Raw genomic sequence first — 25,717 nt, 5'->3', positions numbered from 1 at the left:
CTCTACAAAGCGCCTGAGACGGCCTGAGAGAGCTTCTGTGCGTTGGCGCGAGGCAGGGCGATGTAGGGCGCCATCATGCGGCTGGAGAGGGTCTCTAAAGCTCTATGTGGGCGGTTAGACACATCAATCACCATGCTTGCGATGTTATGTGCTGCGATATGTTGGGCCATCATCTCGGCATCTGTCCCCGCGGGGACACGAGAAGCTGTTCCATCAAGGGCGATATTTGCACGTCCATCGGTCAGCGTGATGATTGTGGGTGTCAGGCCGCGCCCTCGGGCCTGTTGTGCCAGATCAAGGGCAGCTTTAAGGCCGGCCGCTAGAGGCGTTCCACCACCACCTGCCAAGCTGGCTAATTGTCGTTTCGTTTGGACCAAGCTGCGCGTCGGTTGCAAAATCGTTTCGGCTGTTTCACCGCGAAACGCCACCAGCGCCACATGGTCGCGACGGGCGTAGGCCTGTGCTAGCAGCAACTCAACTGCGCCTTTTGCCTCTCCTAGTCGTGCCATGGCAGCACTTCCGGATGCATCGACAGTGAAAATCATAAGTCTGTCTGACATTTCCTTAAAGCGTTTGACCCGAATGTCGGATGGGCGGATGGCGAGCGTGGTGCGTGTAGACCCACGTCGACGCAATGGTTGCCAAGGTGCGGCGGCACGCAAGGTTGCGACTAAGTCAATTGTGTTGGTGCCATCCAGCTTGCCGGTGGTTGAGGGTAGGGGGCGACCGCGGCGGTTCCCCTTTTTGCTGTCACCTGAACCGCTGGCTGTTCGGGCGCTTCGCTGTGCTTTTGCCTTGGCTAATCGAGCGAGAACATCCGGTGGCAGCATCGCGCGAATGGCATCGATCACCATGTCTTGCGGTATAATCTCTGCGGATTGATTGGCTGGTGAATTGTCACCGGTGTTATCAGGCGGAGGAGGCGCTTCTTGTGCATCAGTTTGATCGGATGGCATGCAAGTTGCGCGGGGTGCGATGACCAGTTCAGCGGCCGCCTTCAGATCGTCGGCATTGGGTGTTTGACGGTTAAACAGAACCGCATGTGTGCGTGCGGCCTCAACAGCAAACATAGGCGCACGAATGCCATCAACGCCAAACTGAATACAGAGCGAAGTGAGGTATTTAATTACCTCACTGGGTGTTTCAGCGGTTATAAGATCGATATTGCTTGGCAGGGTAATAACGCTGACATCTGTGTGCCGTATCCCACCAAGATCTACGTGAAATGCAAGCCGTTCCGCTAGAGCAGGGGAAAGTTGTTCAGCACCTTCTTCATCTAACCCTTCGTCCAATGCGACCAGTGTGTGATCGCCTGCGTCCAATGTTTGCGCAAGCCGCGCGGCCAGTGGTCCCTCTGTGCGTTCAGCCATTGTCAAAACAAGTGTCGAAGGGTCGTGCAGCATCCCTTTTTCGGCCACAACAGAGCCTTTTTGAAGCGTAGCGCTAATGTCTACGCCGCCGAAAAGCTGTTCGTCAGAAACCCGCGGATGTAACCGGCGGCAGGGCAGGGGAAGTGCATCGCAGGCGGCGTTGAAGCGGTCACGGACGGGGCCGTTACGTGCTTTCACCCAAATGCCACCAAGACGCGGGTTAAGCGCCAACAAGGTTAACGCGCGTTCAGCGAGAGACCATGCTGGTGCGGGACTGGTCATGCAGAGGCAACGCTTGGGGTGTTGAAGACTTGGTTCACAATACGTGCGACGCGCGCGCCGCTGCCTGCCTCATCAAGGGGGTCGCGACGAAGGCGATGGCGAAGGGCCATTGGTGCAACGGCTTGTAAATCCTCACGAATTACTTTGTTGCGGCCTTGATAGGCGGCCCATGCGCGCGCTGTGCGAAGCAAGGTAAGCTCTCCGCGCAGGCCATCGGAGCCGAGCGCAATACAAAGCGCCGCACAATCAGCCAGAATTGCATCATCCGTCTTAATTTTCGCCAGTACCGAACGGGCTTTGATGATGTCATCGCGGATCTCCGCATCTTTGACAGCCCATGTTTGAAGGAAGGCGGTCGTGTCCCGCTCGTAGGCGTCGCGGCGCTTGATCACTTCGACCCGTGTCTCAACGTCATTGGGAGAGCTAACGTCAAGCGACAGACCGAAGCGATCAAGAAGTTGGGGGCGCAGCTCGCCCTCTTCTGGGTTGCCAGAGCCGACAAGAACAAAGCGCGCGGCATGGCGAATAGACAGGCCTTCACGCTCAACCACGTTTTCACCGGTTTGGGCCACGTCCAAGAGAAGATCGACGATGTGATCTTCGAGCAAATTGACCTCGTCGATGTAGAGATATCCACGGTTTGCACGCGCCAGCAGGCCTGCTTCAAATGCTTTTTCGCCCCGTGTAAGAGCCTTTTCGATGTCCAATGCGCCCACAACGCGGTCTTCGGTGGCGCCAAGGGGTAGATCAACGACAGGGGTCGGAATTTCCACAGTCTGTTCCGTGTCGATTGCGGCCCAATCCGGGCAATCCGCAGAGGTTTTTGAGTTGGTTGGGCAGCCTCTGATGGCTGTAATTGGCGGCAACAAGGCGGCAAGCGCGCGCACGGCTGTCGATTTGCCCGTCCCTCGGTCACCGAAGACCAGCACGCCGCCAATTGAGGGGTCAATCGCGGTGAGGATCATTGCCTGTTTCATCTCGTCCTGACCGACGATGGCGGAGAAGGGGAAGGGCTGTTTCATGAGATTTCTTTCAGTTGTGCGAGGGGCGAAACGCCGCCCCATGTGCCGGCTTCACCGCAAACGCGGAAGCGGGCGTAGAGTTCTTCTGCAAACCAGTCGTCACTGCGGACAGCCTTGATTGCACGTGCGTGTGGGCCGTCTTTTCGGGCGAAATTTGCCATCGCATCAGCATTTGGCCAGATGGAAAAGGTGATTTGATGCAGCAACGGCATCTCTCCGATGCCGATTTTGAAGGCAACATTGGGATCAGCCCCGATAACTGAAGAAATGGCTGGAACCCGCTTCCAAAACCGCAGGGCTTTACGGGTTTTCACCGTTGCGCGCGTAAGCGCGGCAAGGGGGCCTTCGGTGTCAGCGGCTTCAATGAAAGGAACTTTGCCTGACCATGCACCGCGAACGGATGTGGGTGTCAGAAAGACTGTCCAGCTTTCGTCTGCGCGGGCGTTGTAGCGGCGAAATAGCGGGGCAGATAGGCTCTGTTCTTGGGCGATTTGCGTATTGGGCCACGTGGCCAAGATGGCGTAAACTTGGGTGTTGGGGAGCGGGGTGAACCCTTCGCCGGTTCCTGAGCCGCAGAGCTTCCAAAAGCCGATGTGTGGCGTTTTGCCAATGCTGAACCGTGCCGCGCCCATCATGGCGAGCGCCCATAGTCGCGCCCTGAGTGGGCCGAACCTGTAGAAGCTGATGCTGACGCATTGGGTGGTCATTTACGAGTCACTTTGGCTAGGAGTGTCAACCGAAGCTTACACGAAAGTGTTGTCAAGTAAACCTGACAGTGCGAGAGTGACAGTTATGAATGATCTTGATCCACGATTCCCGAGCGGTGATGCCGCACCTCATGCGATTGTCATTGGCGCGGGGCTTGGCGGGCTTGCCTCGGCGATGCGGCTTGGGGCGAAGGGGTACCGCGTGACGGTCCTTGATAAGCTGGATCGTGTGGGCGGCCGTGGCTCTTCGATTACCAAGGGCGGGCACCGGTTTGATCTGGGGCCGACCATCGTGACGGTGCCGCAGGTTTACAAAGATTTGTGGACAGCTTGTGGCCGAAAGTTTGAAGATGACGTGGAGTTGGTCCCGCTTGATCCGTTCTATGAAGTGCGCTGGCCTGACGGCAGCCGCTTTCGGGCGATGCAAGATACAGCCGAAATGGAGGCGGAAGTTGCACGTCTTAGCCCTGCGGATGTGAAGGGCTACCGCCGTTTTCTTAAAGATGCTGAACGCCGCTATGTGGTTGGTTTTGAGGGCATGGTCGCCAAGCCGATGCACCGCATTTGGGAAACCATAAAGGTATTGCCGTTGTTCGCAGCGCTTCGTGCGGACCGATCCATTCTGGGCCTTGCGAAGGCGCGGTTCAAGGATGCGCGACTACGCATGGCTATGTCGTTCCACCCGCTCTTTATCGGCGGTGATCCACGCAAAGTGACAAGCATGTACGCGCTAGTTGCATATTTGGAGAAACGCTTTGGCGTGCATTATGCGATTGGCGGGGTTCAGAAGTTAGCCGATGCGATGGCCAATGTGGTGAAAGAGCAGGGCGGCATTTTCCGAATGGGCAGCGTGGTCGATGAGATCATGGTTGAACAGGGGCGGTGCTGCGGTGTGCGGATGATGAGCGGTGAGATGATCCATGCTGATATTGTGGTCAGTAACGCGGACGCCGGTCATACCTATACGCATCTTTTGCGCGGTCATAAGCGGGCGCGCTGGACGGACAAAAAGATGGAAAGCCGCCGATGGTCGATGGGTCTTTTCGTTTGGTATTTCGGGACCAAAGGCACCCGCGGTGAGTGGAAAGATGTCGGGCACCACACCATTGTGAATGGTCCGCGCTATGAGGCGCTTCTGAAGGATATCTTCGTTAAGGGTAAGCTTGCAGATGACTTTAGTTTGTACATTCACCGGCCCAGCTTGACCGATCCAACGGTAGCGCCTGATGGGGATGACACGTTTTATGTATTGAGTCCCGTGCCGCATCTGGGTCACAAAAATGGCGTCGATTGGGAGCGTGATGTTGAAGTATATCGCGCCAAAGTGAGCGCCGTTCTTGAACAGCATATCCCAGGATTTGCGGATAAAATCACAGAGCAAGTTACGTTTACGCCTGAAGATTTTCGCGACAGGTATCTTTCGCCAAATGGATCGGGCTTTAGTCTTGAGCCGCGTATTCTGCAAAGTGCGTGGTTCCGTCCTCACAACGTTTCAGAAGAAGTATCGGGATTGTTTTTGGCGGGTGCTGGTACGCACCCCGGTGCGGGTGTGCCGGGTGTTGTGAGCAGTGCAGAGGTGTTGGCCAAGATGGTGCCTGATGTTGCTCCAAGCGGGGTTGAACCTGTTCTTTCGGAAAGGGCTGTCCGATGATCGCACCAGCAGATCTTGAGCATTGCAAAGAAGCGATCCGCCATGGGTCGCTTTCATTTCATGCGGCAAGTAAATTATTGCCCGCAAAAGTCCGCGACCCTGCGCTTGCGCTTTATGCATTTTGCCGGCTTGCTGATGATGCGGTTGATTTGAACGCCCACAAAGCAGCGGCTGTTTTGCGGTTGCAAGAACGTCTTGATCGCGCTTATGCAGGCCGCCCATTTGATGCGCCTGCGGACCGCGCATTTGCTGCCATTATCGAGCAATTCGAAATGCCGCGCGCTTTGCCTGAGGCGCTGTTGGAGGGCTTAGCGTGGGACGCGACTGAGCGGCGGTATGAAACGCTCGAGGAGCTTTATGGATACTCCGCGCGTGTTGCTTCTGCTGTTGGCGCGATGATGTGTGTTTTGATGGGCGTTCGGGATGAAAATGCCTTGGCGCGTGCGTGTGATCTGGGCGTTGCGATGCAGCTGACCAATATTGCGCGTGACGTTGGCGAAGACGCCCGCGAGCGGCGGATGTACTTACCAACCGAATGGCTGGACGCAGCTGGACTGAGTGCAGAAGACGTGTTCGCTGATCCGCGCCCTAGCAAGGCAATCCGCGCGATGGTGCGGCGCTTGGTGATGGATGCAAACCGGCTTTACATGCGGTCTGAAGCGGGGATTTCGGCGCTACCGCTCAAGGCGCGGACCGGTATTTTTGCGGCCCGTTTGATTTATGGTGGCATCGGTCGCGAGGTGCAAAAAGCGGGCTATGACACGATTAGCACCCGTGCCCACACATCAAAGGGGCAAAAGCTGGGCTGGATCGCACAGGCTGCTTTGCGGACAGGGGCGAGCATTATGATGCCACAATCTGCCGTTGTATATGCACGGCCCTTGCCCGAAGTGGCTTTCTTGGTTGATGCGGCTGCGCGCAAAACGCCTGCGCGACCGTTTTGGGGTGATGACGTTCTGGCGATCCTGTCTGACTTAAAGGCGCGCGAACAAATGGACAAAACGAATATCGTCACTAGGTAACGGGGTACTCACGCGAAAGGTGAAGCCCACATGGATTGGTCAATTTTCATCGTCTTTATGGCGGCAAGCTGCACGGCTGCGGCAACAGGGTCCCTGTTCCCGCCGGATGGCTGGTACCGCGCGCTTAACAAGCCACGCTGGACGCCAAAAGATTGGATGTTTCCCGTTGCTTGGGTAACGCTTTATATCCTGAGCTCGGTCGCCGCGACGTTGGTGGCTGGTCGCGAAGGCGTAGGCTTGGCTTTGGCGTTTTGGGCGTTTCAAATTGCAGCAAATACGCTTTGGAGCCCTGTGTTCTTTGGGCTAAAGCGCATTCGTGCGGCGATGATTTCGCTCGTGGTGCTGTGGATTGCGGTTTTTGGGACGTTGGTAAGCTTCTGGCTGGTGCTGCCTATCGCAGGGTGGATGATGGTTCCGTATCTTGCGTGGGTCAGTGTCGCAGGCGCGCTTAACTGGTCGATCTTGCGACGCAACCCCGACGCGGTTGCTACGGTTTAGCGCCGCTCGATTTATTCTGCTGGTGGGGTGTCAAAGCGCCATTTTGCGCGCCGTGGCACGCGGCAGGCCAGCATCGGTTTGACAATTTTTGAGCGGAAGCGGTTCAGGTCAAGTGCCTCGTGAACGCCTACAACTTCCTCGCCCGCAAATTGCGTCTTTACCGCAGAACGTGAGTAGAAAGGTGCATCCAGCATACCTTTGACTTGAACTGGTTTGTATCCTGCATCAGCGCGGGTTTCGCGGCGGACCTGCCAAAGCGAACGCTTCATTGCAACTTTGGGGGGTGAGTTCAAAAGCTGCACTTCACCATCGTTTTGAAACAGTAGGCCTACGTCTAATGTGCTTCCGTCGCGGCGGTCTGCGTCGTAAAAACACACAGACCCTTTGGAGTGCGGATAGCGGCCCCAAGTCCAATAACTGAAGTCGTCCTCAAGCGCTGCGGTTCCGAAGTTTGCATCAAAGTAACCGTGCCCATCCCATTGCCAACCTTCTGCTTCAAGCTGCACATCAATATCCGCAGATGGTGCAAACGGGCGCCAAACATGGGTCCCCGACGGAGTAAGCGGTACCTCAAGGTTTGTCACAAATTTTGGCGTGAGGGTGACTTTGCCGCGCACCGGGCCAACCATTGGCGGCGCGCCCATTTCATTGATGTCGATCACCAGTTTGTCGCCCATCCATGTCATTTTGGAGGGGCCAACTTCAAAAATATTTTGGCTTGTGCGCAGGGCGCTTTCGCCCCGATCAGTCATTGTGAAACGTCCGCCTGGCCCGTAAGTGGCCACGTTGATACAGCAGTGGTTGCGCGGGGACTTGCGACCTGACCAACGATACCAAGGTGAAAAGACAGAGCCTATGAAGCTGATGATGCTGATGGCGCGGGTGCCGCAGTGGCTGATCCCGTCGATGTACCACCACGCATAGCCGTTGGGCGGGACGTCGATGTCGAAGTAAGGTCCGTCAATATCGCCTCGGCCGCGTGCTGTGCGGACAGGGTTGCCATCGGGATGCCCGCTCCCGGATGCGTCCCCCCACCCACCAGATACAGGCCGTTCAATGGGCTGCGTGCCGTCGGCCGAGCGAACGATGCCATCAGCCCATGTGGGCTCTGCCCGTAAAGGGAACCGTGGCTTGCGGGGAATAGCCGGTTGAATGTGGCCGGTGGCGTCAGGCTTTGGGGTGTCGGTTTTGGGGTGAAGGTGAGCCCGAAGCGGGCCAATGTGTTGAAAACCAGTGTCTGACATTGCGTAATTTCCCGTTGGCTCGCTGTGGTGTCTGTTGTGGGTGGCGCGTTCATGATGATTTCGAAGCGCTCCATCCCAGTGGGCTGCGCGCCGCCGGCTCGGTCTTGGGCGCAGATGTAAAGGGTGGGGTCTTGGGGCAGGTGGCCTGACCGGATGGGCCCAAACTCTGTTTTTGGGTCGTCTCCAAAAAAGACGGTGTGATGGCTGAGGTCAGGTCCGGTTGGTTGGGCCGCGAATGTGTGGACATGTGCGGATAGGCTGCGTGTTTGGACGTGCTCATTGGGGACGGCTGCGCGGCTGGATTTGCCCAGCAACCCGTCTTGCAGCGCTTTTGGGTCCCCGTTGAACAAAACGCGGGCAGCATCATGGCGTGTGCCGTCGTCTGTGGTTAGTCCGCAGATGCTGCCGTTCTGGACGTTTATCTGTTTGATATGTGTATCGAGTTTGAATGTAGCTCCGCGCGCTTGGGCTAGGGTGCGCAGTGTCTGCGCCAGTTGGTGCATTCCGCCTTTTACAGCATAGACGCCCAAAGCCTCGGAGTGTGAGATAAGCGACAACAGGGCAGGGGAGGCAAATGGATCACCGCCGACATAAGTGGCATATCGCCCGTAAAGCTGGGCGAGCCGTTTGTCTTTGAAACTGTGCCGCAGCGATTGCATGAGAGTAAACCACGGCGCCATCTTGAGCACGAGCGATGGATGCGACATCACCTTACGTGTCAGTTCCGCTTGCGATGGTACTGCGGCCTGCATCATAGGTGCGTCAAACGCTTCATAAAGAACGCGGGCGCGTTCAGAAAAAGTGCGATAGTCTTTTTCAGCGCGTGCGCCGCCCCACGTGCGAATGTTCGCAGCGGTCTCATCGGGGTTGGCCATCAGGTCAAGCATGCTGCCATCGGACCAGTAGTGGCGCGCAAGAATTTTTGCAGGTGTTAGGGTGAGGTGCTCTCCTAAGCTTTCCCCGACATCATCGAACAGTTTTTCAAACACATGACGCATCGTGAACACGGTTGGTCCGGCATCAATCGGCCCTGCTGCTGATGCGACGGTGCGCATTTTGCCGCCAACATCACTTGCGCTGTCAAAGACCGTGACATCCAGCCCCGCATCAGAAAGGCGCAAAGCCGCAGCTAATCCGCCGATCCCTGCGCCAATGATGGCGATGCTGTTGTTTGTTCGGTGCATGGTTTCGTTGACTCGCGCTCACTAATGTGTCCACTATAGTTTACACATTGCAAGATGGCTATAGTTTACACATTGCCATCTAAAGGAGCGGACCATGCCATTATCGAGCCGAATAGAGAGCGCGATTAACGCAGCCATTCAGATAGGTGAGGCGCGGCCTGCGCCGCCTAAACTGGCCTCGGCGCTTCGATACGGTGTTACGCCGGGGGGCGCGCGGATACGCCCGACGATTCTTACGTCTGTTGCTTTGGCATGCGGCGATGATCGCCCCGGCATAACGGACGCTGCTGCGGCGGCACTTGAGTTGGTTCACTGCGCGTCACTGGTACATGATGATCTTCCGTGTTTTGACAATGCAGATACGCGCCGCGGCAAAAAGACTGTCCACTTGGCCTATTCTGAGCCGCTTGCGGTGCTCACTGGCGATAGTCTGATTGTGCTGGCGTTTGATGTTTTGGCACGCGCTGGCGTTGAAGATCCGGCGCGGGCGCTTGAGTTGGTGAAGATCTTGTCCACCCGAACTGGCAGCCCTTATGGCATTTGCGCAGGGCAGGGGTGGGAAAGCGAAACAGATGTGAATTTGTCTGCCTACCATCAAGCCAAGACTGGCGCGTTATTCATCGCGGCAACCCAGATGGGCGCTGTTGCGGCTGGCCAAGAGGCTGAGCCGTGGTTTGAATTGGGCGCACGGATTGGTGAGGCGTTTCAAGTCGCTGATGATTTGCGCGACGCGCTTTATGATGCAGAAACACTTGGTAAGCCCGCTGGCCAGGATGAATTGAACGCACGGCCCAATGCGGTCACAGAGCTTGGGGTGCAAGGTGCTGTGACGCGCCTCAAGGATATTTTGGGCGGTGCAATTGCGTCTATTCCGTCCTGCCCGGGCGAAGCGTCACTTGCCAAGATGGTGCAGATGACTGCGCAGAAACTTACGCCCGTTGCGCCGGTTCCTGGCGAATAAATGACGGAAGCTGTATTGAAGACACGTTGGACCACCCGCCTTATTGCGAGCCGTGGTTTTCAAAAGTGGGCTGCACGTTTTCCTTTTACGCGGGCTGTGGCGCGCCGTGAGGGTGAGGCGCTTTTCGATCTGGTATCAGGGTTTGTCTACAGTCAGGTTCTGTATGCCTTAGTAACCCTCGATATTCCTCAAACTCTAAAGGCAGCGCCCCGATCATCGCGCGCGTTGGGGGCAATGCACGGCGTTGAAGAACGTAAAATGGAGGCGCTGTTACAGGCGGCACAGGCTCTAAAGTTAGTTCAAAAGCGCAAGGGCGCGTATGAGCTGGCGCGTCGTGGTGCGGCTCTTATTGGGGTGCCAGGCCTTGAGGCGATGATCCGCCATCATGATGTGTTTTACCGAGACCTGACAGACCCCGTTGCTTTGCTTCGCGGTGAAACAGAGACGGAATTGGCAAATTTCTGGCCTTACGTATTTGGCGGTGAAATGCCAGCAGAGCAGGCCAAAACGTATTCCGACCTCATGGCTGATAGTCAGGGTTTGGTCGCCGAAGATACGCTGCGCATGATTAATCTTGGCGGTATCACGCGCTTGATGGATGTGGGCGGTGGATCAGGGGCCTTTTTGTCTGCCGTGCAAAAGGCCGCCCCTAACCTGTCTTTGCGCCTATTTGATTTACCAGATGTGGCCCCTCAGGCGCGTACGCGTTTGGGGGAAGGTGTTGAGCTGACATCGGGTAGTTTCAAGACCGACTCGCTGCCCGAAGGTGCCGATGCAATTTCTTTGATCCGAGTTCTTTATGATCACAGTGATGAGACAGTGCGTGATTTGTTGGCCAAAGTTTACACTGCTTTGCCAGCTGGTGGGCGCCTTATCATCTCAGAACCTATGACTGGTGGTGTGGTCCCGCACGGGCCAGGAAATGCATATTTTGCGTTTTACTGCATGGCCATGCAGACGGGCCGCGCGCGATCTGCTGAGGAAATCGCTCAACTTTGTACGGATGCTGGCTTTGAGGGTGTTCGTATCCCGCGCGCGCCGCGGCCTTTTGTGACCAGCGTTGTCGAGGCTGTCAGACCTCGTTGACAAGAGAATTTCAGAAAACTGTCTAATTTAATTGACACATTGGTGTGTCAGTTTAGAATGACAGACTAAGCGTAACGCTGTGCTGAGTCTTTCTTCACACATGCAAATACGTAGATGAGGGAGGAAACGTGGAAGCATCCGCAGTCATATTGAAAGGTCCAAAGGACCTTGGGCTTGCCAAAGTCGCGCTTAAAGCGCCGGCAGCGAATGACGTTGTGGTGCAGGTTGCTCACTCGGGCATTTCCACGGGTACCGAGAAGTTGTTCTGGTCCGGTGCGATGCCCCCATTCCCTGGTATGGGATACCCGCTTGTTCCCGGATATGAGGCCGCCGGCGAAGTTGTCGAAGTGGGCTCTAACTCCGGCTATAGTGTTGGTGATCACGTCTTTGTTCCTGGTGCTAACTGTTATGAAGATGCATTTGGTCTGTTTGGCGGCTCTGCTGAAATTCTTGTTAGTGATGCCTCACGGGTGACACGTATTGATCGCGGATTTGGTGCGCAGGGTGCTTTGCTGGCATTGGCGGCAACAGCGCGTCACGCGATGGCAGGTGTTGATAAAGCCTTGCCTGATTTGATTGTTGGTCATGGCACTTTGGGCCGACTTCTTGCGCGCCTTACGGTAGCTGCGGGTGGTCCAGCGCCAACTGTTTGGGAAATTGATCCCGACCGTATGGCGGGTGCTCAAGGCTATCAGGTTATTCATCCAGATGCTGACACCCGCAAAGATTACCGCGCCATTTATGACGCGTCAGGTCGCGCTGATCTGATCAATGATTTGATCGGTCGTATTTCCCGCGGTGGTGAGATTGTGCTCGCTGGATTTTACCAAGACCCGCTCTCTTTCGCATTTCCGCCTGCTTTCATGAAGGAAGCGCGTTTGCGGATCGCAGCAGAATGGAACGCAGATGATCTGATGGCCACGCGGGCACTTGTTGAAAGTGGCGCGCTGTCTTTGGACGGACTGATTACCCACGAACGCACGGCCGCTGAGGCGACTGATGCGTATGAACAAGCTTTCACGGATCCTTCTTGTTTGAAAATGATCCTCAACTGGAGTGCAGCAGCATGAAAGACGAAGTGCCGAACCTAAAAGATTTCGACCAGCGTTTGCGTGACGAAGCACACGAGGATCTGGCGGATATCATTGCTGAAGAGCCTACAAGTAAAACGCAGATCATTGCGATCTACGGCAAGGGCGGTATCGGTAAATCCTTCACACTTGCTAACCTGAGCCACATGATGGCCGAGCAAGGCAAGCGGGTTCTGTTGATTGGCTGTGATCCAAAGTCTGATACGACGTCCCTACTTTTTGGTGGCAAAGCGTGTCCTACGATTATTGAGACTTCCACAAAGAAAAAGCTGGCTGGCGAAGAAGTAAAAATCGGCGATGTTTGCTTTAAACGTGGCGGTGTTTTTGCGATGGAACTTGGCGGCCCTGAAGTTGGCCGTGGCTGTGGTGGTCGCGGGATTATCCACGGGTTTGAGTTGTTGGAAAAGCTCGGCTTTCACGACTGGGACTTTGATTATGTCTTGTTGGATTTCTTAGGCGACGTTGTTTGTGGTGGCTTCGGTTTGCCCATTGCGCGCGACATGGCTCAGAAAGTTATCCTCGTTGCGTCTAACGATTTGCAGTCACTTTATGTGGCGAACAACGTTTGCTCTGCGGTTGAGTACTTCCGCAAGCTTGGCGGCAACGTCGGTGTCGCGGGTCTTGTTATCAACAAAGATGACGGCACAGGCGAAGCAGCAGCATTTGCTGAGGCTGTAGATATTCCTGTGCTTGCGGCCATTCCGCAAGATGATGATCTGCGTAAGAAATCAGCAAACTATCAAATCGTTGGCACGTCGAAATCCCAATGGGGTGATTTGTTTGCAGGTCTTGGTGATGCAGTTGCGATTGCACCACCTGTACGTCCAGCGCCGCTTGACCAAGATGGGTTGTTGGGTCTGTTTGACGCCTCTGAAACCGGCGGCGATGTGGTGCTTGAGCCTGCAACTGATGAAGACATGCGCGGCAAGCACGCTGGCACGAAAGTCAGCCTTGAAGTGGTTTATGACGATGTTTGATCGTCGCCAAAATATGGACAGCGCTCAATGAGTGGTGAGGTCACATATGACGCAGCAGCGCAAGCTGAGGTGACAGTGGGCGAGGGTCGTTCTGCTGGTGCTGATGTGCCGCCCGTGGGCGATGCGCTTGGGTGTCATTCAGGCAGCACAATGGCTGAGGCTGCAAAAGCTGCGGGTAACTCTGAGTTACTTGAAAAGTTTGCAGCCGATTATCCTGTTGGACCGCATGATAAACCGCAATCGATGTGCCCTGCATTTGGATCAATGCGTGTTGGTTTGCGTATGCGCCGCACTGCAACCGTTCTGTCAGGTTCCGCGTGTTGTGTGTACGGTCTGACCTTTGTGAGCCATTTTTACGGTGCCCGCCGCTCTGTTGGATATGTGCCATTTAGTTCCGAGACTTTGGTCACTGGTAAGCTGTTTGAGGACATCCGTGAGAGTGTTCATGAATTGGCAGATCCGGATCAGTATGATGCGATTGTTGTAACGAACTTATGTGTGCCAACTGCATCCGGTGTGCCCCTGCGGTTGTTACCAGACGAGATCAACGGTGTGCGTATCATCGGCATTGATGTGCCTGGTTTCGGTATTCCCACCCACGCCGAAGCAAAAGATGTCTTGGCGGGTGCGATGCTTAATTATGCACGCCAAGAAGTTGCCGCGGGTCCTGTGCCTGCGCCGAAGGGTGGCAAGAATGACCGCCCAACCGTGAGCTTGTTGGGTGAAATGTTCCCTGCGGATCCAATGATGATTGGCGCGATGCTTGCACCGATGGGTCTGGCGGCTGGCCCTGTGGTGCCATGCCGTGAATGGCGCGAGCTTTACGCAGCCCTTGATTGTGGCGCGGTTGCTGCGATCCACCCGTTTTATACGTCAGCTGTGCGTGAATTTGAGGCGGCTGGCCGTCCGGTCGTGGGCTCTGCGCCCGTTGGTCTTGATGGTACTGCTGATTGGCTTGCAGGTATTGGTGATGCGTTTGGTCTTTCAAAGGATCAGGTCGCAGCTTCCCAGAATGCGTTTTTGCCAGCGATTAAAGCAGCTCTTTCCGAAAAGCAGATCAAAGGTGTTATCAACGTTTCGGGCTATGAGGGTTCCGAGTTGTTGGTCGCGCGTCTGCTCATCGAGAGCGGCGCTGAAGTGCCCTACGTTGGCACGGCTTGTCCAAAAACCGCTTGGAACAAAGCAGATGCAGAATGGCTTGCAGCCAAAGGTGCGACTGTCAAATTCCGCGCGAGCCTTGAAGATGATTGCGCCGCAATGGAAGCGATCAAACCTGATCTGGCAATCGGTACAACGCCTGTCGTTCAAAAAGGCAAAGAGCTGGGTATTCCGTCTTTGTATTTTACCAACCTTATTTCTGCACGGCCTTTGATGGGGCCAGCGGGTGCTGGGTCACTGCAAGATGTTGTAACCGCCGCCATGGGCAACAAGTCCCGTATGGATCACATGCGCGCTTTCTTTGAAGGCGTTGGTCACGGGGATACCGCAGGTGTCTGGGAAGGCACGCCGAATGTGCGTGAAGACTTCCGCGCACTGAACGCCAAGAAAATTGAACGCGCCGCTAAGGCCGCAAAAGCGGCGGAGATGGTGTAATGCTGATCCAAGACCACGATAGAGCAGGGGGCTACTGGGGCGCTGTTTATGCGTTTTGCGCAGTCAAAGGCCTGCAGTGCGTTATTGATGGTCCTGTCGGGTGTGAGAACCTGCCGGTCACTTCAGTATTGCATTATACCGATGGTCTGCCGCCCCATGAGTTGCCGATTGTGGTGACGGGTTTGGGCGAAGAAGAACTTGGCCGCGACGGTACCGAAGGTGCCATGAAGCGTGCATGGGGTACTCTTGATCCTGCGTTGCCAGCCGTTGTTGTCACGGGCTCTATCGCCGAGATGATCGGCGGCGGTGTCACGCCTATGGGCACAAACATTCAGCGCTTTTTGCCGCGTACGATTGATGAAGATCAATGGGAAGCTGCGGACCGCGCAATGACGTGGATTTTTACAGAATTCGGCATGACCAAAGGCCGGATGCCCAAAGAGAAAAAGCGTGAAGAGGGCGCTGCGCCGCGTGTGAATATTTTGGGTCCGATGTATGGCACGTTCAATATGCCATCTGATCTTGCCGAAATTCGCCGCCTTGTTGAGGGTATCGGCGCAGAGGTAAACATGGTGATGCCGCTCGGGGCGCATGTTGCCGAGATGCGTGATTTGGTGAATGCAGATGTAAACGTCTGCATGTACCGCGAGTTTGGCCGTGGCCTGTGCGAAGTCTTGGGTAAGCCCTATCTGCAGGCACCCGTTGGCATCGACAGTACAACGAAATTTCTGCGGTCTTTGGGTGAACTTCTGGACCTTGATCCAGAGCCGTTCATTGAGCGTGAAAAGCATTCGACGATCAAACCTGTTTGGGATTTGTGGCGTTCGGTGACGCAAGATTTCTTTGCGACAGCCAGCTTTGCGATTGTGGCAAATGAAACCTATGCCCGCGGCATTCGTCATTTCCTTGAAAGCGATCTTGGCTTGCCTTGCGCTTTTGCTGTTGCGCGGACTGCCGGTAAGAAAACCAACAATGACGAAGTTCGTGCGATGATGGGCCAGAAGCGGCCCCTGATCGTTTTGGGCAGCATCAACGAAAAGATGTATCTTGCCGAGCTGAAATCAGGGCACGGTCCCGCGCCATCATTCATACCAGCCAGCTTTCCAGGTGCAGCTATTCGCCGTGCAACGGGCACACCCTTTATGGGCTACGCGGGCGCTACGTATCTTTTGCAAGAAGTCTGCAACGGGCTGTTTGATGCGCTGTTCCATATTCTGCCACTTGGTACGGAGATGGACGCAGCAGAGGCCACGCCAACTTCTTTGCGGCGCGATCTGCCGTGGGAGCCTGAAGCTCAGGCGGCTCTTGATCGGATCGTTGCGACACACCCCATTTTGACCCGCATTTCAGCGGCCAAAACACTGCGCGATGCAGCTGAAAAATCAGCGCTCGATGCGGGACACGACACCGTTAGCACAGCGACGGTTGAAGCTCTGGCGCCACAGCAGCGCCAAGCACAACAAGGAGAGTCTGCATGACGGACATGACATCAAACCTACCGCGCGCGGCAAAAGCAAAGTCTAACCAGACCGAGTTCGCCGTTTATTTCGCGGTCATTTTGCTGGCGACATTGCCGCTGGCATGTCTGAGTTGGGCGCTTGCCAGCCTCAAGTCAAAAAGTTTTCAGCGCAAAGGGCCATTTGCCCGCGCGTGGTCACAGGCGCGTATTATGACGCCTATGATTTTCTCGGCCTAAGGGCCGGGTCCGGCACGCAGGCCAGCCAGCCTGTTTGCCATACCAAGTTTTCTCAACGGCATTCGCCGGGTCGTTGGGGGAAGGACTGTGGAAGGGTTCTTCACGAGGTTCGTTATCCCGCCCCCGGGGTGACGGATTGTGGCAGGGGATGAGCCCCTGTCGTAACCCTGCCGCGGGGGATGCGCGGCATCAGTTATGGAGGAATATCCTATGGCTGACCTGTCCTTTACTGGGCTCACGGATGAGCAGGCTCAAGAGCTTCACTCGGTGTACATGAGCGGCCTTTGGCTGTTTGTTGCAGTTGCAGTTGTCGCGCACATTGCCACGTTCATTCAGTTTCCATGGTTCTAAGGAGCGATTGATAGATGGCTAAGTTCTACAAAATTTGGATGATCTTTGATCCGCGTCGCGTGTTTGTTGCACAAGGCGTTTTCCTGTTCTTGTTGGCAGCAATGATCCACATGGTTCTTCTGAGCACCGACGGTTTCAACTGGTTTGAAATCGCTGCTGCGAAGAATGGCCTGGGCTAATCGCACCGACCTAAGCAAACGCTGTGGGCGGGCCTGAACCCCGCCCACCGCATACACCAACTAAGTTTAACAAAGACGGCTCGTGTGGCGCCTGCCACCCTGCCGCTTAATGCGGAGATAGAAGATGGCATTGCTCAGCTTCGAGAAAAAATACCGCGTCCGCGGAGGGACATTGATCGGCGGCGATCTCTTCGACTTCTGGTTTGGTCCATTTTATGTGGGCTTCTTCGGGGTCACCGGAGCGTTTTTCGCGCTGCTCGGCACAGTCCTTATCTTTTACGGCGCATCACTGGGTGACACTTGGAACCCATGGCTCATTTCGATTGAGCCTCCTGAATTAGAAGTGGGCCTTGGCATGGCACCGCTGGCAGAGGGCGGCCTTTGGCAGATCATCACGATCTGTGCGATTGGCGCGTTTGTCAGTTGGGCGATGCGCGAGGTAGAGATCTGTCGCAAACTTGGCATGGGCTATCACGTCCCTGTTGCGTTTGGCATGGCGATCTTGGCGTATGTAACGCTTGTTGTAATCCGTCCTGTTCTTATGGGCGCTTGGGGTCACGGCTTCCCTTATGGGATTTTCAGCCACCTCGATTGGGTTAACAACGTCGGCTACGCGTACGGCAACTTCCATTACAACCCGGCGCATATGATTGCGATTACGTTCTTCTTCACAACCACGCTTGCGCTTGCGCTGCACGGTTCGTTGATCTTGTCAGCAGCCAACCCTGAAAAGGGCGAGCAAATGTTGTCACCTGATCATGAAGATACGTTCTTCCGCGATTTCATTGGCTATTCGATTGGGCCGCTAGGCATCCACCGTTTGGGTCTTTTGCTGGCACTGAATGCTGGTTTCTGGTCAGCGGTTTGTATCGTTATCTCTGGCACCATCTGGTTCGATGCGTGGTCTGAGTGGTGGTACTGGTACGTTGAGCTGCCCTTCTGGGCCGACATTGAGGGAGGCGTAAATGGCTGAGTATCAAAACATTTTCACTCAAGTGCAGGTTCAAGGCCCACCTGAATGGGGCATGGACAACGAAAACAACATGCAAGAAGAGCGCACAAAATCCGTAGGGTTTTCCACGCTCGCAGGTTGGTTTGGTAACGCACAGCTTGGTCCGATCTATTTGGGTCCGCTCGGTGTGATCTCTATGGCAACTGGCGCGATCTGGTTCTTGATGGTTGGCTTTAGCTTTTGGGCTCAAGCAGGCTATAATCCAGCCGTGTTCATGCGTGATTTGTTCTACTTCTCGCTTGAGCCGCCTGCACCTGAGTACGGTTTGTCCTTCGCGCCGTTGGCCGAAGGAGGCATGTGGATCATCGCCAGTTTCTTCTTGCTGGTCTCTGTCATGACATGGTGGGCACGCTCATATGTTCTGGCGCAGCAACACAAGATGGGCAAACACGTCTTCTGGGCCTTTGGTGCAGCGATTTGGTTGTTCTTGGTGTTGGGTCTGATCCGTCCTGTGTTGATGGGAAGCTGGTCTGAGGCTGTGCCCTACGGCATTTTTAGCCACCTGGATTGGACGCTGAACTTCTCAGTGACGCACGGCAACCTGTTCTATAACCCGTTCCACGCACTTTCGATTGTGTTCCTTTATGGCTCGACCCTGCTCTTTGCGATGCACGGCGCGACCATTCTTGCTGTGACCCGCTACGGTGGTGATCGTGAATTGGAACAGATCGCCGATCGTGGAACTGCGTCTGAACGTGCGGGTCTCTTCTGGCGCTGGACCATGGGTTTCAACGCGACGATGGAAGGTATCCACCGTTGGGCGTGGTGGTTCGCGGTGCTCACCTGCATCACTGGCGGTATCGGTATTCTTCTGTCCGGTACGGTTGTGGATGATTGGTATGCATGGGCGCAGCTGCACTATTACGCACCTGCAGATTTTTAGGAGGATATGAATATGTCAGATCCAAAACCCCCATTTGGTGGAGATTTCTCAAAGGCGCGTATGCAGTCTGAAATCTTCGGTCAGATGTTGTCCGGCGCAGTTATTGCCGCGGCAGTCATCGGTGGGCCTATCGTGTTTGTCTATGTGCTTGCGTTCCTTGGCTCATTCTTGCCCGATGATAGCAAAGAAGCGCTGGACCCAACTCCAGACAGCTTCTCGCATTACGAGCAGCTGATCGACGACCGGACTTTCGTCTAGTCGGCATCTGGGTGAACTTTCTCAAGGTGGGTCGCCGCCGCCTTGCGGGAAACGAGATTGATTAGGGCGCTGCTGTTATGCGCGCGCCCTGATCACAAGCCATCAGATCCTTCCTTCCCGGTGGATCTGGTATCGGGGTCTCCACACCCCGGTTCCCTTCCTGTTGGCTACAGGAAACTGGCGTCGCATCGGGTAACCGGTGCGGCGCTTTTTTATTTCTGATCTGGGAGGATCCGCCATGACTGACCGTCCGTTGACTCCGCATCTTGACCGCATCACTACGCCCGCTGATTTAAAGGGGCTGACCGATGATGCTTTGCGACATGTAGCAGACGAAGTCCGAGCCGAGGTCATTTCAGCCGTGTCTGAGACAGGCGGTCATTTGGGCAGCTCCCTTGGTGTGGTCGAGCTGACTGTAGCGCTTCATGCGGTTTTCAATGCCCCTTACGACAAACTTGTCTGGGACGTAGGGCATCAGTGCTACCCCCATAAAATTCTTACAGCGCGCAGGGATCGTATCCGCACGCTTCGTCAGGAAGGTGGGCTATCTGGCTTCACCAAACGCGCAGAGTCCGAGTACGATCCTTTTGGTGCCGCGCATAGCTCTACATCGATTTCAGCGGCGTTAGGCTTTGCCACAGGTCGTGACCTTGGCATGCCAACGGGTGATGCGATTGCGGTGATTGGCGACGGCTCTATCAGTGCTGGCATGGCGTATGAAGCGATGAACAACGCGGGTCATGAAAAGCGCCGGATGTTTGTGATCCTTAACGATAATGACATGAGCATTGCGCCGCCTGTAGGGGCGATGTCCGCATATCTCAATCAACTCAACGGGACGCCCTTTGAGCTATTCAAAGATATGGGCGAAGCTTTTGAAGCGTCGCTACCCCAGCCCATGCGAGACGGCGCGCGCCGTGCGCGTGAATTAGTAACTGGCCAAGGGGGTGGGAGTTCCCTGTTTGAGCAATTGGGCTTTACATACATCGGGCCGGTTAATGGTCACGACATGCCTCAACTTTTGGCAGTCTTGCGTCGTGCAAAGGCGCAATCGGATGGGCCTGTTCTGATCCACGCATGCACAGTAAAGGGCAAAGGATACGCACCGGCCGAGGCGTCTAATGATTGCTATCACGGCGTTTCAAAATTTAATGTAACAACTGGTGAGCAGCAAAAGTCGAAACCTAATGCGCCAAGCTATACCAAGGTGTTTGGTGAGACTTTGACAGAACTTGCGGCAAGTGATCCCAAAATTGTGTCTGTGACAGCGGCGATGCCTTCTGGGACTGGGCTTGATCTGATGCAGAACCGTTTTCCGAAGCGGGTGTTTGATGTTGGCATCGCGGAACAGCACGCGGTCACATTTGCAGCTGGTTTAGCTGCCACGGGTCTGCGCCCGTTCTGTGCGATCTATTCAAGCTTTTTGCAGCGCGGTTACGACCAGATAGTGCACGATGTTGCACTTCAGAACTTACCTGTGCGGTTTGCAATTGACCGTGCTGGATTGGTAGGCGCGGACGGCCCGACCCATGCAGGTGCGTTCGATGTGGCCTACCTTGCGAACTTGCCAAATATGACAGTGATGGCCGCTGCTGATGAGGCAGAACTGAAGCATATGGTAGCAACCGCTGCGGCCTTTGATGACGGGCCAATCGCGTTTCGGTACCCGCGTGGTGAAGGTGTTGGCGTAGCAATGCCTGATGCAAAAATCATGGAGATTGGTAAGGGCCGTGTGGTGTCACAGGGCAGCGACCTGGCGCTTTTGTCCTTTGGTGCGCATTTGTCTGAATGCAGTAAAGCCGCAGAGGAACTCGCAACCCATGGTATCTCGTGTACCGTTGCAGATGCGCGCTTTGCTAAACCGCTTGATCATGACTTGATCCGACAACTGGCCAGTCATCACCGTGCGCTAATCACAATTGAGCAAGGCAGCGAAGGTGGCTTTGGTGCTATGGTGCTGCATTATCTTGCCAACTCTGGGCTGCTTGATGGTAAGCTTGCAGTGCGCACCATGACGTTGCCGGATCGGTTTATTGATCAAGCAAGTCCTGCTGCAATGTATGCTGATGCTGGATTAACAGCTGTCGATATTGCTGCCAGCGCTATGCAAGCAATAGGAAAGACTATAGTAAAATTAACATAATCATGATTATGCGACCTCTCCTATCTGGAGTAGAAAATGCAGCATATTCTCAAGCTTGGAATTCAGGAATTCTAAAGTTATCATTGCGCTGAATTGGATCATTGGTTGCGGGTAGCCTTCTGTCGATTGGGGCAGTACGTGGCCTCGGAGAGCAAGCTGAAGTCCTTTTTCCTGCTCTTTCTGGCCACCAAAAGCAAAGACGCTAACATTTTTCTTCAAAGCTTCGTTTTAACGCGTCAAACTCACCCACGCATCGTACTGCGAAAGAAACACTTCACCATTCATGTCGCCGATTAGATGAGATTTTTTCAATCGATCCATCACCGGGCCTTTGACCTCGGAAAGGTGCAGCCCTACTCCCATATCAATCAATCTCAGATTGATTGCTTCAAGGCTTTCTAAAGCAGAAAAATCTACTTCATTGACCGCTGAAAACATCAGAACGACATCCTTAATATCACACCCTGCCGTCACTCGGGACTGAACCAAATCTTCAAGAAAACGCGCATTTACGAAATATAGGCTTTCATCCACCCGCAGTGTCAAAATATGTGGATTGGTCTCAACTGCATGCCTTTTCACATTCCGAAAATGTTGTGTGCCAGAAACAAGCCCAACCTCGGCCACGTGAGGCCGAGACGTCTTGTAGAGATGCAAAAGTATGGAAATACCTACTCCGCTTGCTACGCCAACTTCGACACCCATGATCAACGTCAACGCTATCGTCGCCGCTACAGCTATGAAATCCGCGCGCGCATAGCCCCAGGTTTTTCTGAGGATCGAGAAATCCACCAATGATAGGACTGCGACGATAATTGTCGCAGCAAGAGTGGCGTTGGGTAAATAGTAGACTAATGGCGTCAAAGCTAAGGCTGCGACAGTTAAACCGATGGCAGTAAAAATGCCCGCCGCGGGTGTTGCGGACCCTGCGTCAAAATTCACAACTGAACGTGAAAAACCACCTGTGACAGGAAAGCCACCAGTAAATGCGGCACCAAGATTTGCGGCTCCTAGCCCAATTAGTTCTTGATCCGGATCAATCCTTTGACGTTTCTTGGCCGCTAACGTTTGTGCGACCGAAATACTTTCTACAAAGCCAATTACGGATATCAGAATTGCCGGCATGAGCAGAGTTTTAATCAAGTCAAGAGAAAGCCCCGGAACTGTAAACGGCGGCAGGCTTTGAGGCACGTCGCCAACGATTTTAACCCCCATCCCATGAAGATCAAAAGCCCAGACTGCCATCGTTGTTGAGGCCACCGCGGCAACAGGTCCTGCTTTTGCCAACAGATCAGTCATCAGTGGACCCATACCAAGCCGTTTTAACAATGGTTTTAAACTGCCGCGGACCCAGAATAGAAAACCTGTTGCGCTCAGACCAATGACGACAGTTACCAGATTTATCTGATCCAAATGAGCCACGATCGAGCCCAGCATTTCAGGTAGAGTATGCCCATGAGCGCTAATACCGAGAATGTGTTTGAGCTGGCTTGTGGCAATCAAAATACCAGACGCAGTGATGAAGCCAGCAATGACTGGGTGACTGAGAAAGTTCGCAAGAAACCCAAGCCGTAGAACGCCCAAAAGTACAAGAAATGCTCCTGAGAGCCCAGCTAATGTAAGTGCTGCAACCGCATAGCCGGCGGTGCCAGTTTCTGCGACTTGCCCGATTGCAGATGCTGTTAACAACGACACAACAGCGACAGGTCCAACTGCTAGCGCTTTGGATGTGCCAAAGACCGCATAAAGAACAATCGGAGCGATTGAGGCATAGATCCCAGCCTCAGGAGGTAGGCCAGCCAACAGCGCATAAGCCAGAGATTGTGGGATTAGCATGATTGTGACGATTACTGCAGCAATCATATCATTTGAAAAAGCTGAACGGTCGTAGCGCCGCCCCCAGTCTAGGATTGGCAAATAACGTGCAAAATAGGTCATTGATTTGTTCAGTCTATAATGGGGAAACCACATCAGGATGCGGCTTCCCTTGGTATATCTCTGGGTGCTGCAGATGCATCACTCTGCCGGTGTCTTAAGCTTCTCTGGTGTTGCCATCCATTCCTTACCTTTCAGCATGGCCTGCCAGTAGATAGGTGGCAGCATCTTTTCCTTCAGAAACCATGCAGCACGGGTTGGTTTGGTACCGTTGAGAAGAAAAGAGGGAAAGCTTGGCTTCAAAACACCGCCATAACCAAACTCTGCCAGAACAATCTTGCCGCGCTCGACTGTCAGTGGGCAGGAGCCGTACCCGTCATAAGCAGACACCGGCGAACTGCCCCGAATATCCGCAACAATATTGTCGGCTACGGTGGGTGCTTGTTTGCGCGCTGCCGCCGCTGTTTTGGCATTTGGTGCATTCATTACGTCCCCCAAAGACCAGATGTTGTCATACGATTTGTGCCGTAATGTCGCCTGATCCACGTCAACCCACCCTGCGGCATCTGCAAGTGGCGAGACGCGAATGAAGTCTGGTGCAGATTGAGGTGGGCAGACGTGCATCATATCAAAATCAACAGTGATCGTCTGAACATCAGTATCTGGTTTGCGTACCTCGAAAGTCGCAGTTTTTGCAGAGCCGTCAACAGACACCAGGTTGTGGAAGTAGTTCAGTGTTGCGTCGTATTTTTCGATGTATTTCATCAGTGCGGGAACATAATCTTTGACGCCGAATAAAGCGCCGCCTGCATTCATGAACTGAATATCGATATTCTTGAGAGCGTTATTGCGGAACCACGCATCGCCAGACAAATACATCGCTTTTTGTGGCGCACCTGCGCATTTGATAGGCATCGGTGGTTGCGTAAATAAAGCACGTCCTTGTCTTAATCTTTGAACTAACTGCCATGTGTATGGTGCAAGGTCATAGCGATAGTTTGACGTCACACCATTACGGCCCAAAGTATCTTCAAGCCCCTCGATTGCAGCCCAATCAAGTTTCAGTCCTGGGCAGACAACCAGACGATCATATTTGATGACACGGCAGCCCTCGATAATGACTGCATTTTTTTGTGGTTCAAATGCCGCAACAGCCGCCTTGATCCATTTTACACCTCGCGGGATCAGCGAACCCATTGTTTTTGATGTTTGCTTAGGCTCAAAAATTCCACCGCCCACCATGGTCCAGCCGGGTTGGTAATAGTGGATGTCTGATGGATCGATTACAGCAACCGACAAACCCGACTTGCGGGCCTTCAAGCTAGCAGCAACTGAGATACCACCTGCACCTGCACCAACGATCACGACGTCATAATGGGCATCACCTGTATCCGCAGGTGTTTTCCCTCCGTTTGCAATTCGGCGCGCGACGCCGTTCATGTCAAAGCCTGCCGATTTAGTTGCAGCCAGTATCTCAGAAATGGGGCGCTTCTTGGCTTCGTGAAGGGACCATAGTGTCGCCGAGCGCATACCAGTCCGGCAATAAGCCAATACAGGGCGAGGGAGATCTTTGAGCGCATTGGAGAAGGCATCAACATCGGTATCACTGACCATCCCAGACTGCACAGGAACACATCGTGTTTCGATCCCTACCATCTGGGCCGCACTGGCTATTTCCTCAAATGAGGGTTGATCAGCACCTTCACCATCGGGGCGATTACAAATGATTGCGCGGATACCAGCTTCATTTATAGCATCGATATCTACGGCACTAATTTGAGCGCTCACGGTTGTTTTTTCGGTAATTTTGTTGAGTTTCATGATGGTTTTCCAGTTATAGTCCGTTGACGGGGACTTTGAGCATTGGGTTGCCGTCTTTGTCGGTTGGGACCTCGCCTGCGCGCATGTTCACTTGGAGTGACGGGATGATCAGCTTTGGCATAGCGAGTTGTGCGTCGCGCTCCGTGCGAAACTTGATGAAGTCCTCGCGTGTCTTGTCGCCGCCCACGTGGATGTTGTTGGCCTTCTCATCGGCCACAGTCGTTTCCCACTGAATATCGCGCCCGTTGGGTCCGTAGTCGTGGCACATGAACAGGCGCATATCGTCCGGCAGGGCCAGAACCTTCATGATGCTGTCGTAAAGCTCCTCAGCAGAGCCGCCCGGGAAGTCACAGCGCGCTGACCCACCGTCGGGCATAAATAGGGTGTCGCCCGTAAAGGCCGCGTTGCCCATGACGTGCACCATACAAGCGGGCGTATGGCCAGGCGTATACATAGCAAAGCCCTGCATATTGCCGATCATGTAGGTGTCGCCGTCCTCAAATAGCGCGTCAAACTGACTGCCGTCCCGTTGGAACTCGGTCCCTTCATTGAAGACCTTGCCAAACACTTCCTGCACAACGGTAATCTTGTGACCAACCCCGATTTTGCCGCCCAGCTTTTGTTGAATATAGGGGGCCGCGCTTAGGTGATCGGCGTGGACATGGGTCTCGATGATCCATTCCAACTTCAGCCCGCGCGTCTCGATCTGGTGGATCAGCTCATCGGCGTGATCAAAAGTGATGCGACCGGCTGCGTAGTCGATGTCCATAACGCTGTCGATGATCGCGCAGGCATCAGATGTGGGGTCTTT

The 25,717-nt window shown here is 54.4% G+C and carries 24 protein-coding genes; 16 read left to right on the top strand and 8 right to left on the bottom strand.

Translation table 11 applies throughout. The annotated features are described in order from the left end of the window. Positions 1 to 2: 2 nt before the first annotated feature. From OLX08_RS12240 to crtA, 3 genes are read right to left on the bottom strand one after another with little or no spacing between them, the layout of a single operon-like run. Positions 3 to 1,652 carry a magnesium chelatase subunit D gene (locus tag OLX08_RS12240; protein WP_391483361.1) on the bottom strand — a complete coding sequence of 550 codons (1,650 nt, stop codon included), beginning with the start codon at positions 1,650 to 1,652 and terminating at the stop codon, positions 3 to 5. Next, positions 1,649 to 2,674, bottom strand: a complete 1,026-nt coding sequence (gene bchI, locus OLX08_RS12235; protein WP_391483360.1) for a magnesium chelatase ATPase subunit I — start codon at positions 2,672 to 2,674, stop codon at positions 1,649 to 1,651. Before bchI ends, OLX08_RS12240 begins: the two co-directional genes overlap by 4 nt. Continuing rightward, complete coding sequence (gene crtA / locus OLX08_RS12230; protein ID WP_391483359.1) at positions 2,671 to 3,381, bottom strand: spheroidene monooxygenase; 711 nt, start codon at positions 3,379 to 3,381, stop codon at positions 2,671 to 2,673. Before crtA ends, bchI begins: the two co-directional genes overlap by 4 nt. Before the next feature lie 85 nt (positions 3,382 to 3,466). On the opposite strand from crtA, the gene OLX08_RS12225 reads away from it, so the two are divergent. The 3 genes from OLX08_RS12225 to tspO are packed head-to-tail and all read left to right on the top strand — an operon-like array spanning position 3,467 to position 6,552. Further along, positions 3,467 to 5,032, top strand: coding sequence for a phytoene desaturase (locus OLX08_RS12225; protein WP_391483358.1), 1,566 nt, complete (start codon positions 3,467 to 3,469; stop codon positions 5,030 to 5,032). After that, a complete protein-coding gene (crtB, locus tag OLX08_RS12220) occupies positions 5,029 to 6,054 on the top strand; it encodes a 15-cis-phytoene synthase (RefSeq protein ID WP_391483357.1) in 1,026 nt (341 codons plus the stop codon). Before OLX08_RS12225 ends, crtB begins: the two co-directional genes overlap by 4 nt. 30 nt (positions 6,055 to 6,084) lie before the next feature. After that, positions 6,085 to 6,552 (top strand): tryptophan-rich sensory protein TspO, encoded by a 468-nt coding sequence (gene tspO / locus OLX08_RS12215; RefSeq protein WP_048599914.1) that lies wholly within the window; start codon positions 6,085 to 6,087, stop codon positions 6,550 to 6,552. Positions 6,553 to 6,563: 11 nt separating this feature from the next. Here tspO and crtC read toward each other — a convergent pair whose 3' ends face one another. Next, positions 6,564 to 7,451 (bottom strand): carotenoid 1,2-hydratase, encoded by an 888-nt coding sequence (gene crtC, locus OLX08_RS12210; RefSeq protein ID WP_391483373.1) that lies wholly within the window; start codon positions 7,449 to 7,451, stop codon positions 6,564 to 6,566. Continuing rightward, complete coding sequence (gene crtD / locus OLX08_RS12205) at positions 7,406 to 8,980, bottom strand: 1-hydroxycarotenoid 3,4-desaturase CrtD (RefSeq protein WP_391483356.1); 1,575 nt, start codon at positions 8,978 to 8,980, stop codon at positions 7,406 to 7,408. Before crtD ends, crtC begins: the two co-directional genes overlap by 46 nt. Positions 8,981 to 9,074: 94 nt before the next feature. On the opposite strand from crtD, the gene OLX08_RS12200 reads away from it, so the two are divergent. The 13 genes from OLX08_RS12200 to dxs all read left to right on the top strand — a co-directional run bounded on the left by OLX08_RS12200 (position 9,075) and on the right by dxs (position 21,210). Beyond that, positions 9,075 to 9,941: a polyprenyl synthetase family protein gene (locus tag OLX08_RS12200; RefSeq protein WP_391483355.1), complete on the top strand. Its 867-nt coding sequence runs from the start codon at positions 9,075 to 9,077 to the stop codon at positions 9,939 to 9,941. After that, the gene (locus OLX08_RS12195) at positions 9,942 to 11,027 is read left to right on the top strand and encodes a methyltransferase (protein ID WP_391483354.1); all 1,086 of its coding nucleotides are present in this window, start codon (positions 9,942 to 9,944) and stop codon (positions 11,025 to 11,027) included. It abuts the gene before it with no gap. A 128-nt stretch (positions 11,028 to 11,155) separates the two neighbouring features. Continuing rightward, a complete protein-coding gene (bchC, locus tag OLX08_RS12190; RefSeq protein WP_391483353.1) occupies positions 11,156 to 12,097 on the top strand; it encodes a chlorophyll synthesis pathway protein BchC in 942 nt (313 codons plus the stop codon). Then, a complete protein-coding gene (locus OLX08_RS12185) occupies positions 12,094 to 13,095 on the top strand; it encodes a chlorophyllide a reductase iron protein subunit X (RefSeq protein ID WP_341246342.1) in 1,002 nt (333 codons plus the stop codon). Before bchC ends, OLX08_RS12185 begins: the two co-directional genes overlap by 4 nt. Positions 13,096 to 13,122: 27 nt before the next feature. Further along, positions 13,123 to 14,688, top strand: coding sequence for a chlorophyllide a reductase subunit Y (gene bchY / locus OLX08_RS12180; protein ID WP_391483352.1), 1,566 nt, complete (start codon positions 13,123 to 13,125; stop codon positions 14,686 to 14,688). Then, positions 14,688 to 16,166 (top strand): chlorophyllide a reductase subunit Z, encoded by a 1,479-nt coding sequence (gene bchZ, locus OLX08_RS12175; protein ID WP_391483351.1) that lies wholly within the window; start codon positions 14,688 to 14,690, stop codon positions 16,164 to 16,166. Before bchY ends, bchZ begins: the two co-directional genes overlap by 1 nt. Beyond that, on the top strand, positions 16,163 to 16,384 hold the full coding sequence (gene pufQ, locus OLX08_RS12170) for a cytochrome PufQ (RefSeq protein WP_391483349.1): 222 nt from the start codon (positions 16,163 to 16,165) through the stop codon (positions 16,382 to 16,384). Before bchZ ends, pufQ begins: the two co-directional genes overlap by 4 nt. 210 nt (positions 16,385 to 16,594) lie before the next feature. Next, entirely contained in the window at positions 16,595 to 16,735 is a 141-nt protein-coding gene (gene pufB, locus OLX08_RS12165) for a light-harvesting antenna LH1, beta subunit (protein WP_048599904.1), read from the top strand. 14 nt (positions 16,736 to 16,749) lie between these two features. Further along, complete coding sequence (gene pufA / locus OLX08_RS12160) at positions 16,750 to 16,914, top strand: light-harvesting antenna LH1, alpha subunit (RefSeq protein WP_048599903.1); 165 nt, start codon at positions 16,750 to 16,752, stop codon at positions 16,912 to 16,914. Positions 16,915 to 17,038: 124 nt separating this feature from the next. Continuing rightward, on the top strand, positions 17,039 to 17,887 hold the full coding sequence (gene pufL, locus OLX08_RS12155; RefSeq protein ID WP_048599902.1) for a photosynthetic reaction center subunit L: 849 nt from the start codon (positions 17,039 to 17,041) through the stop codon (positions 17,885 to 17,887). After that, positions 17,880 to 18,809: a photosynthetic reaction center subunit M gene (pufM, locus tag OLX08_RS12150; protein ID WP_048599901.1), complete on the top strand. Its 930-nt coding sequence runs from the start codon at positions 17,880 to 17,882 to the stop codon at positions 18,807 to 18,809. The genes pufL and pufM overlap by 8 nt, the downstream gene beginning before the upstream one ends. 12 nt (positions 18,810 to 18,821) lie before the next feature. Further along, positions 18,822 to 19,067, top strand: a complete 246-nt coding sequence (gene pufX / locus OLX08_RS12145) for an RC-LH1 core complex protein PufX (protein ID WP_391483346.1) — start codon at positions 18,822 to 18,824, stop codon at positions 19,065 to 19,067. Positions 19,068 to 19,305: 238 nt separating this feature from the next. Continuing rightward, the gene (dxs, locus tag OLX08_RS12140) at positions 19,306 to 21,210 is read left to right on the top strand and encodes a 1-deoxy-D-xylulose-5-phosphate synthase (RefSeq protein WP_391483344.1); all 1,905 of its coding nucleotides are present in this window, start codon (positions 19,306 to 19,308) and stop codon (positions 21,208 to 21,210) included. Positions 21,211 to 21,438: 228 nt separating this feature from the next. On the opposite strand, the gene OLX08_RS12135 is transcribed toward dxs, so the two are convergent. The 3 genes from OLX08_RS12135 to OLX08_RS12125 form a co-directional block, all read right to left on the bottom strand. Further along, on the bottom strand, positions 21,439 to 23,181 hold the full coding sequence (locus tag OLX08_RS12135) for a SulP family inorganic anion transporter (protein WP_412535674.1): 1,743 nt from the start codon (positions 23,179 to 23,181) through the stop codon (positions 21,439 to 21,441). Between the two features lie 45 nt (positions 23,182 to 23,226). Then, the gene (locus OLX08_RS12130; protein ID WP_391483341.1) at positions 23,227 to 24,906 is read right to left on the bottom strand and encodes a TIGR01244 family sulfur transferase; all 1,680 of its coding nucleotides are present in this window, start codon (positions 24,904 to 24,906) and stop codon (positions 23,227 to 23,229) included. Between the two features lie 13 nt (positions 24,907 to 24,919). Next, positions 24,920 to 25,717, bottom strand: a 798-nt coding sequence (locus tag OLX08_RS12125; protein ID WP_412535673.1) for an MBL fold metallo-hydrolase, incomplete at its 5' end; no start/stop codon positions are given.

This window comes from Nereida ignava (assembly GCF_047114695.1).
Taxonomy (GTDB): Bacteria; Pseudomonadota; Alphaproteobacteria; order Rhodobacterales; family Rhodobacteraceae; genus Nereida; species Nereida ignava.
Note: the sequence above shows the minus strand (reverse complement) of the source record. Positions and strands in the feature narration are given on the sequence as shown.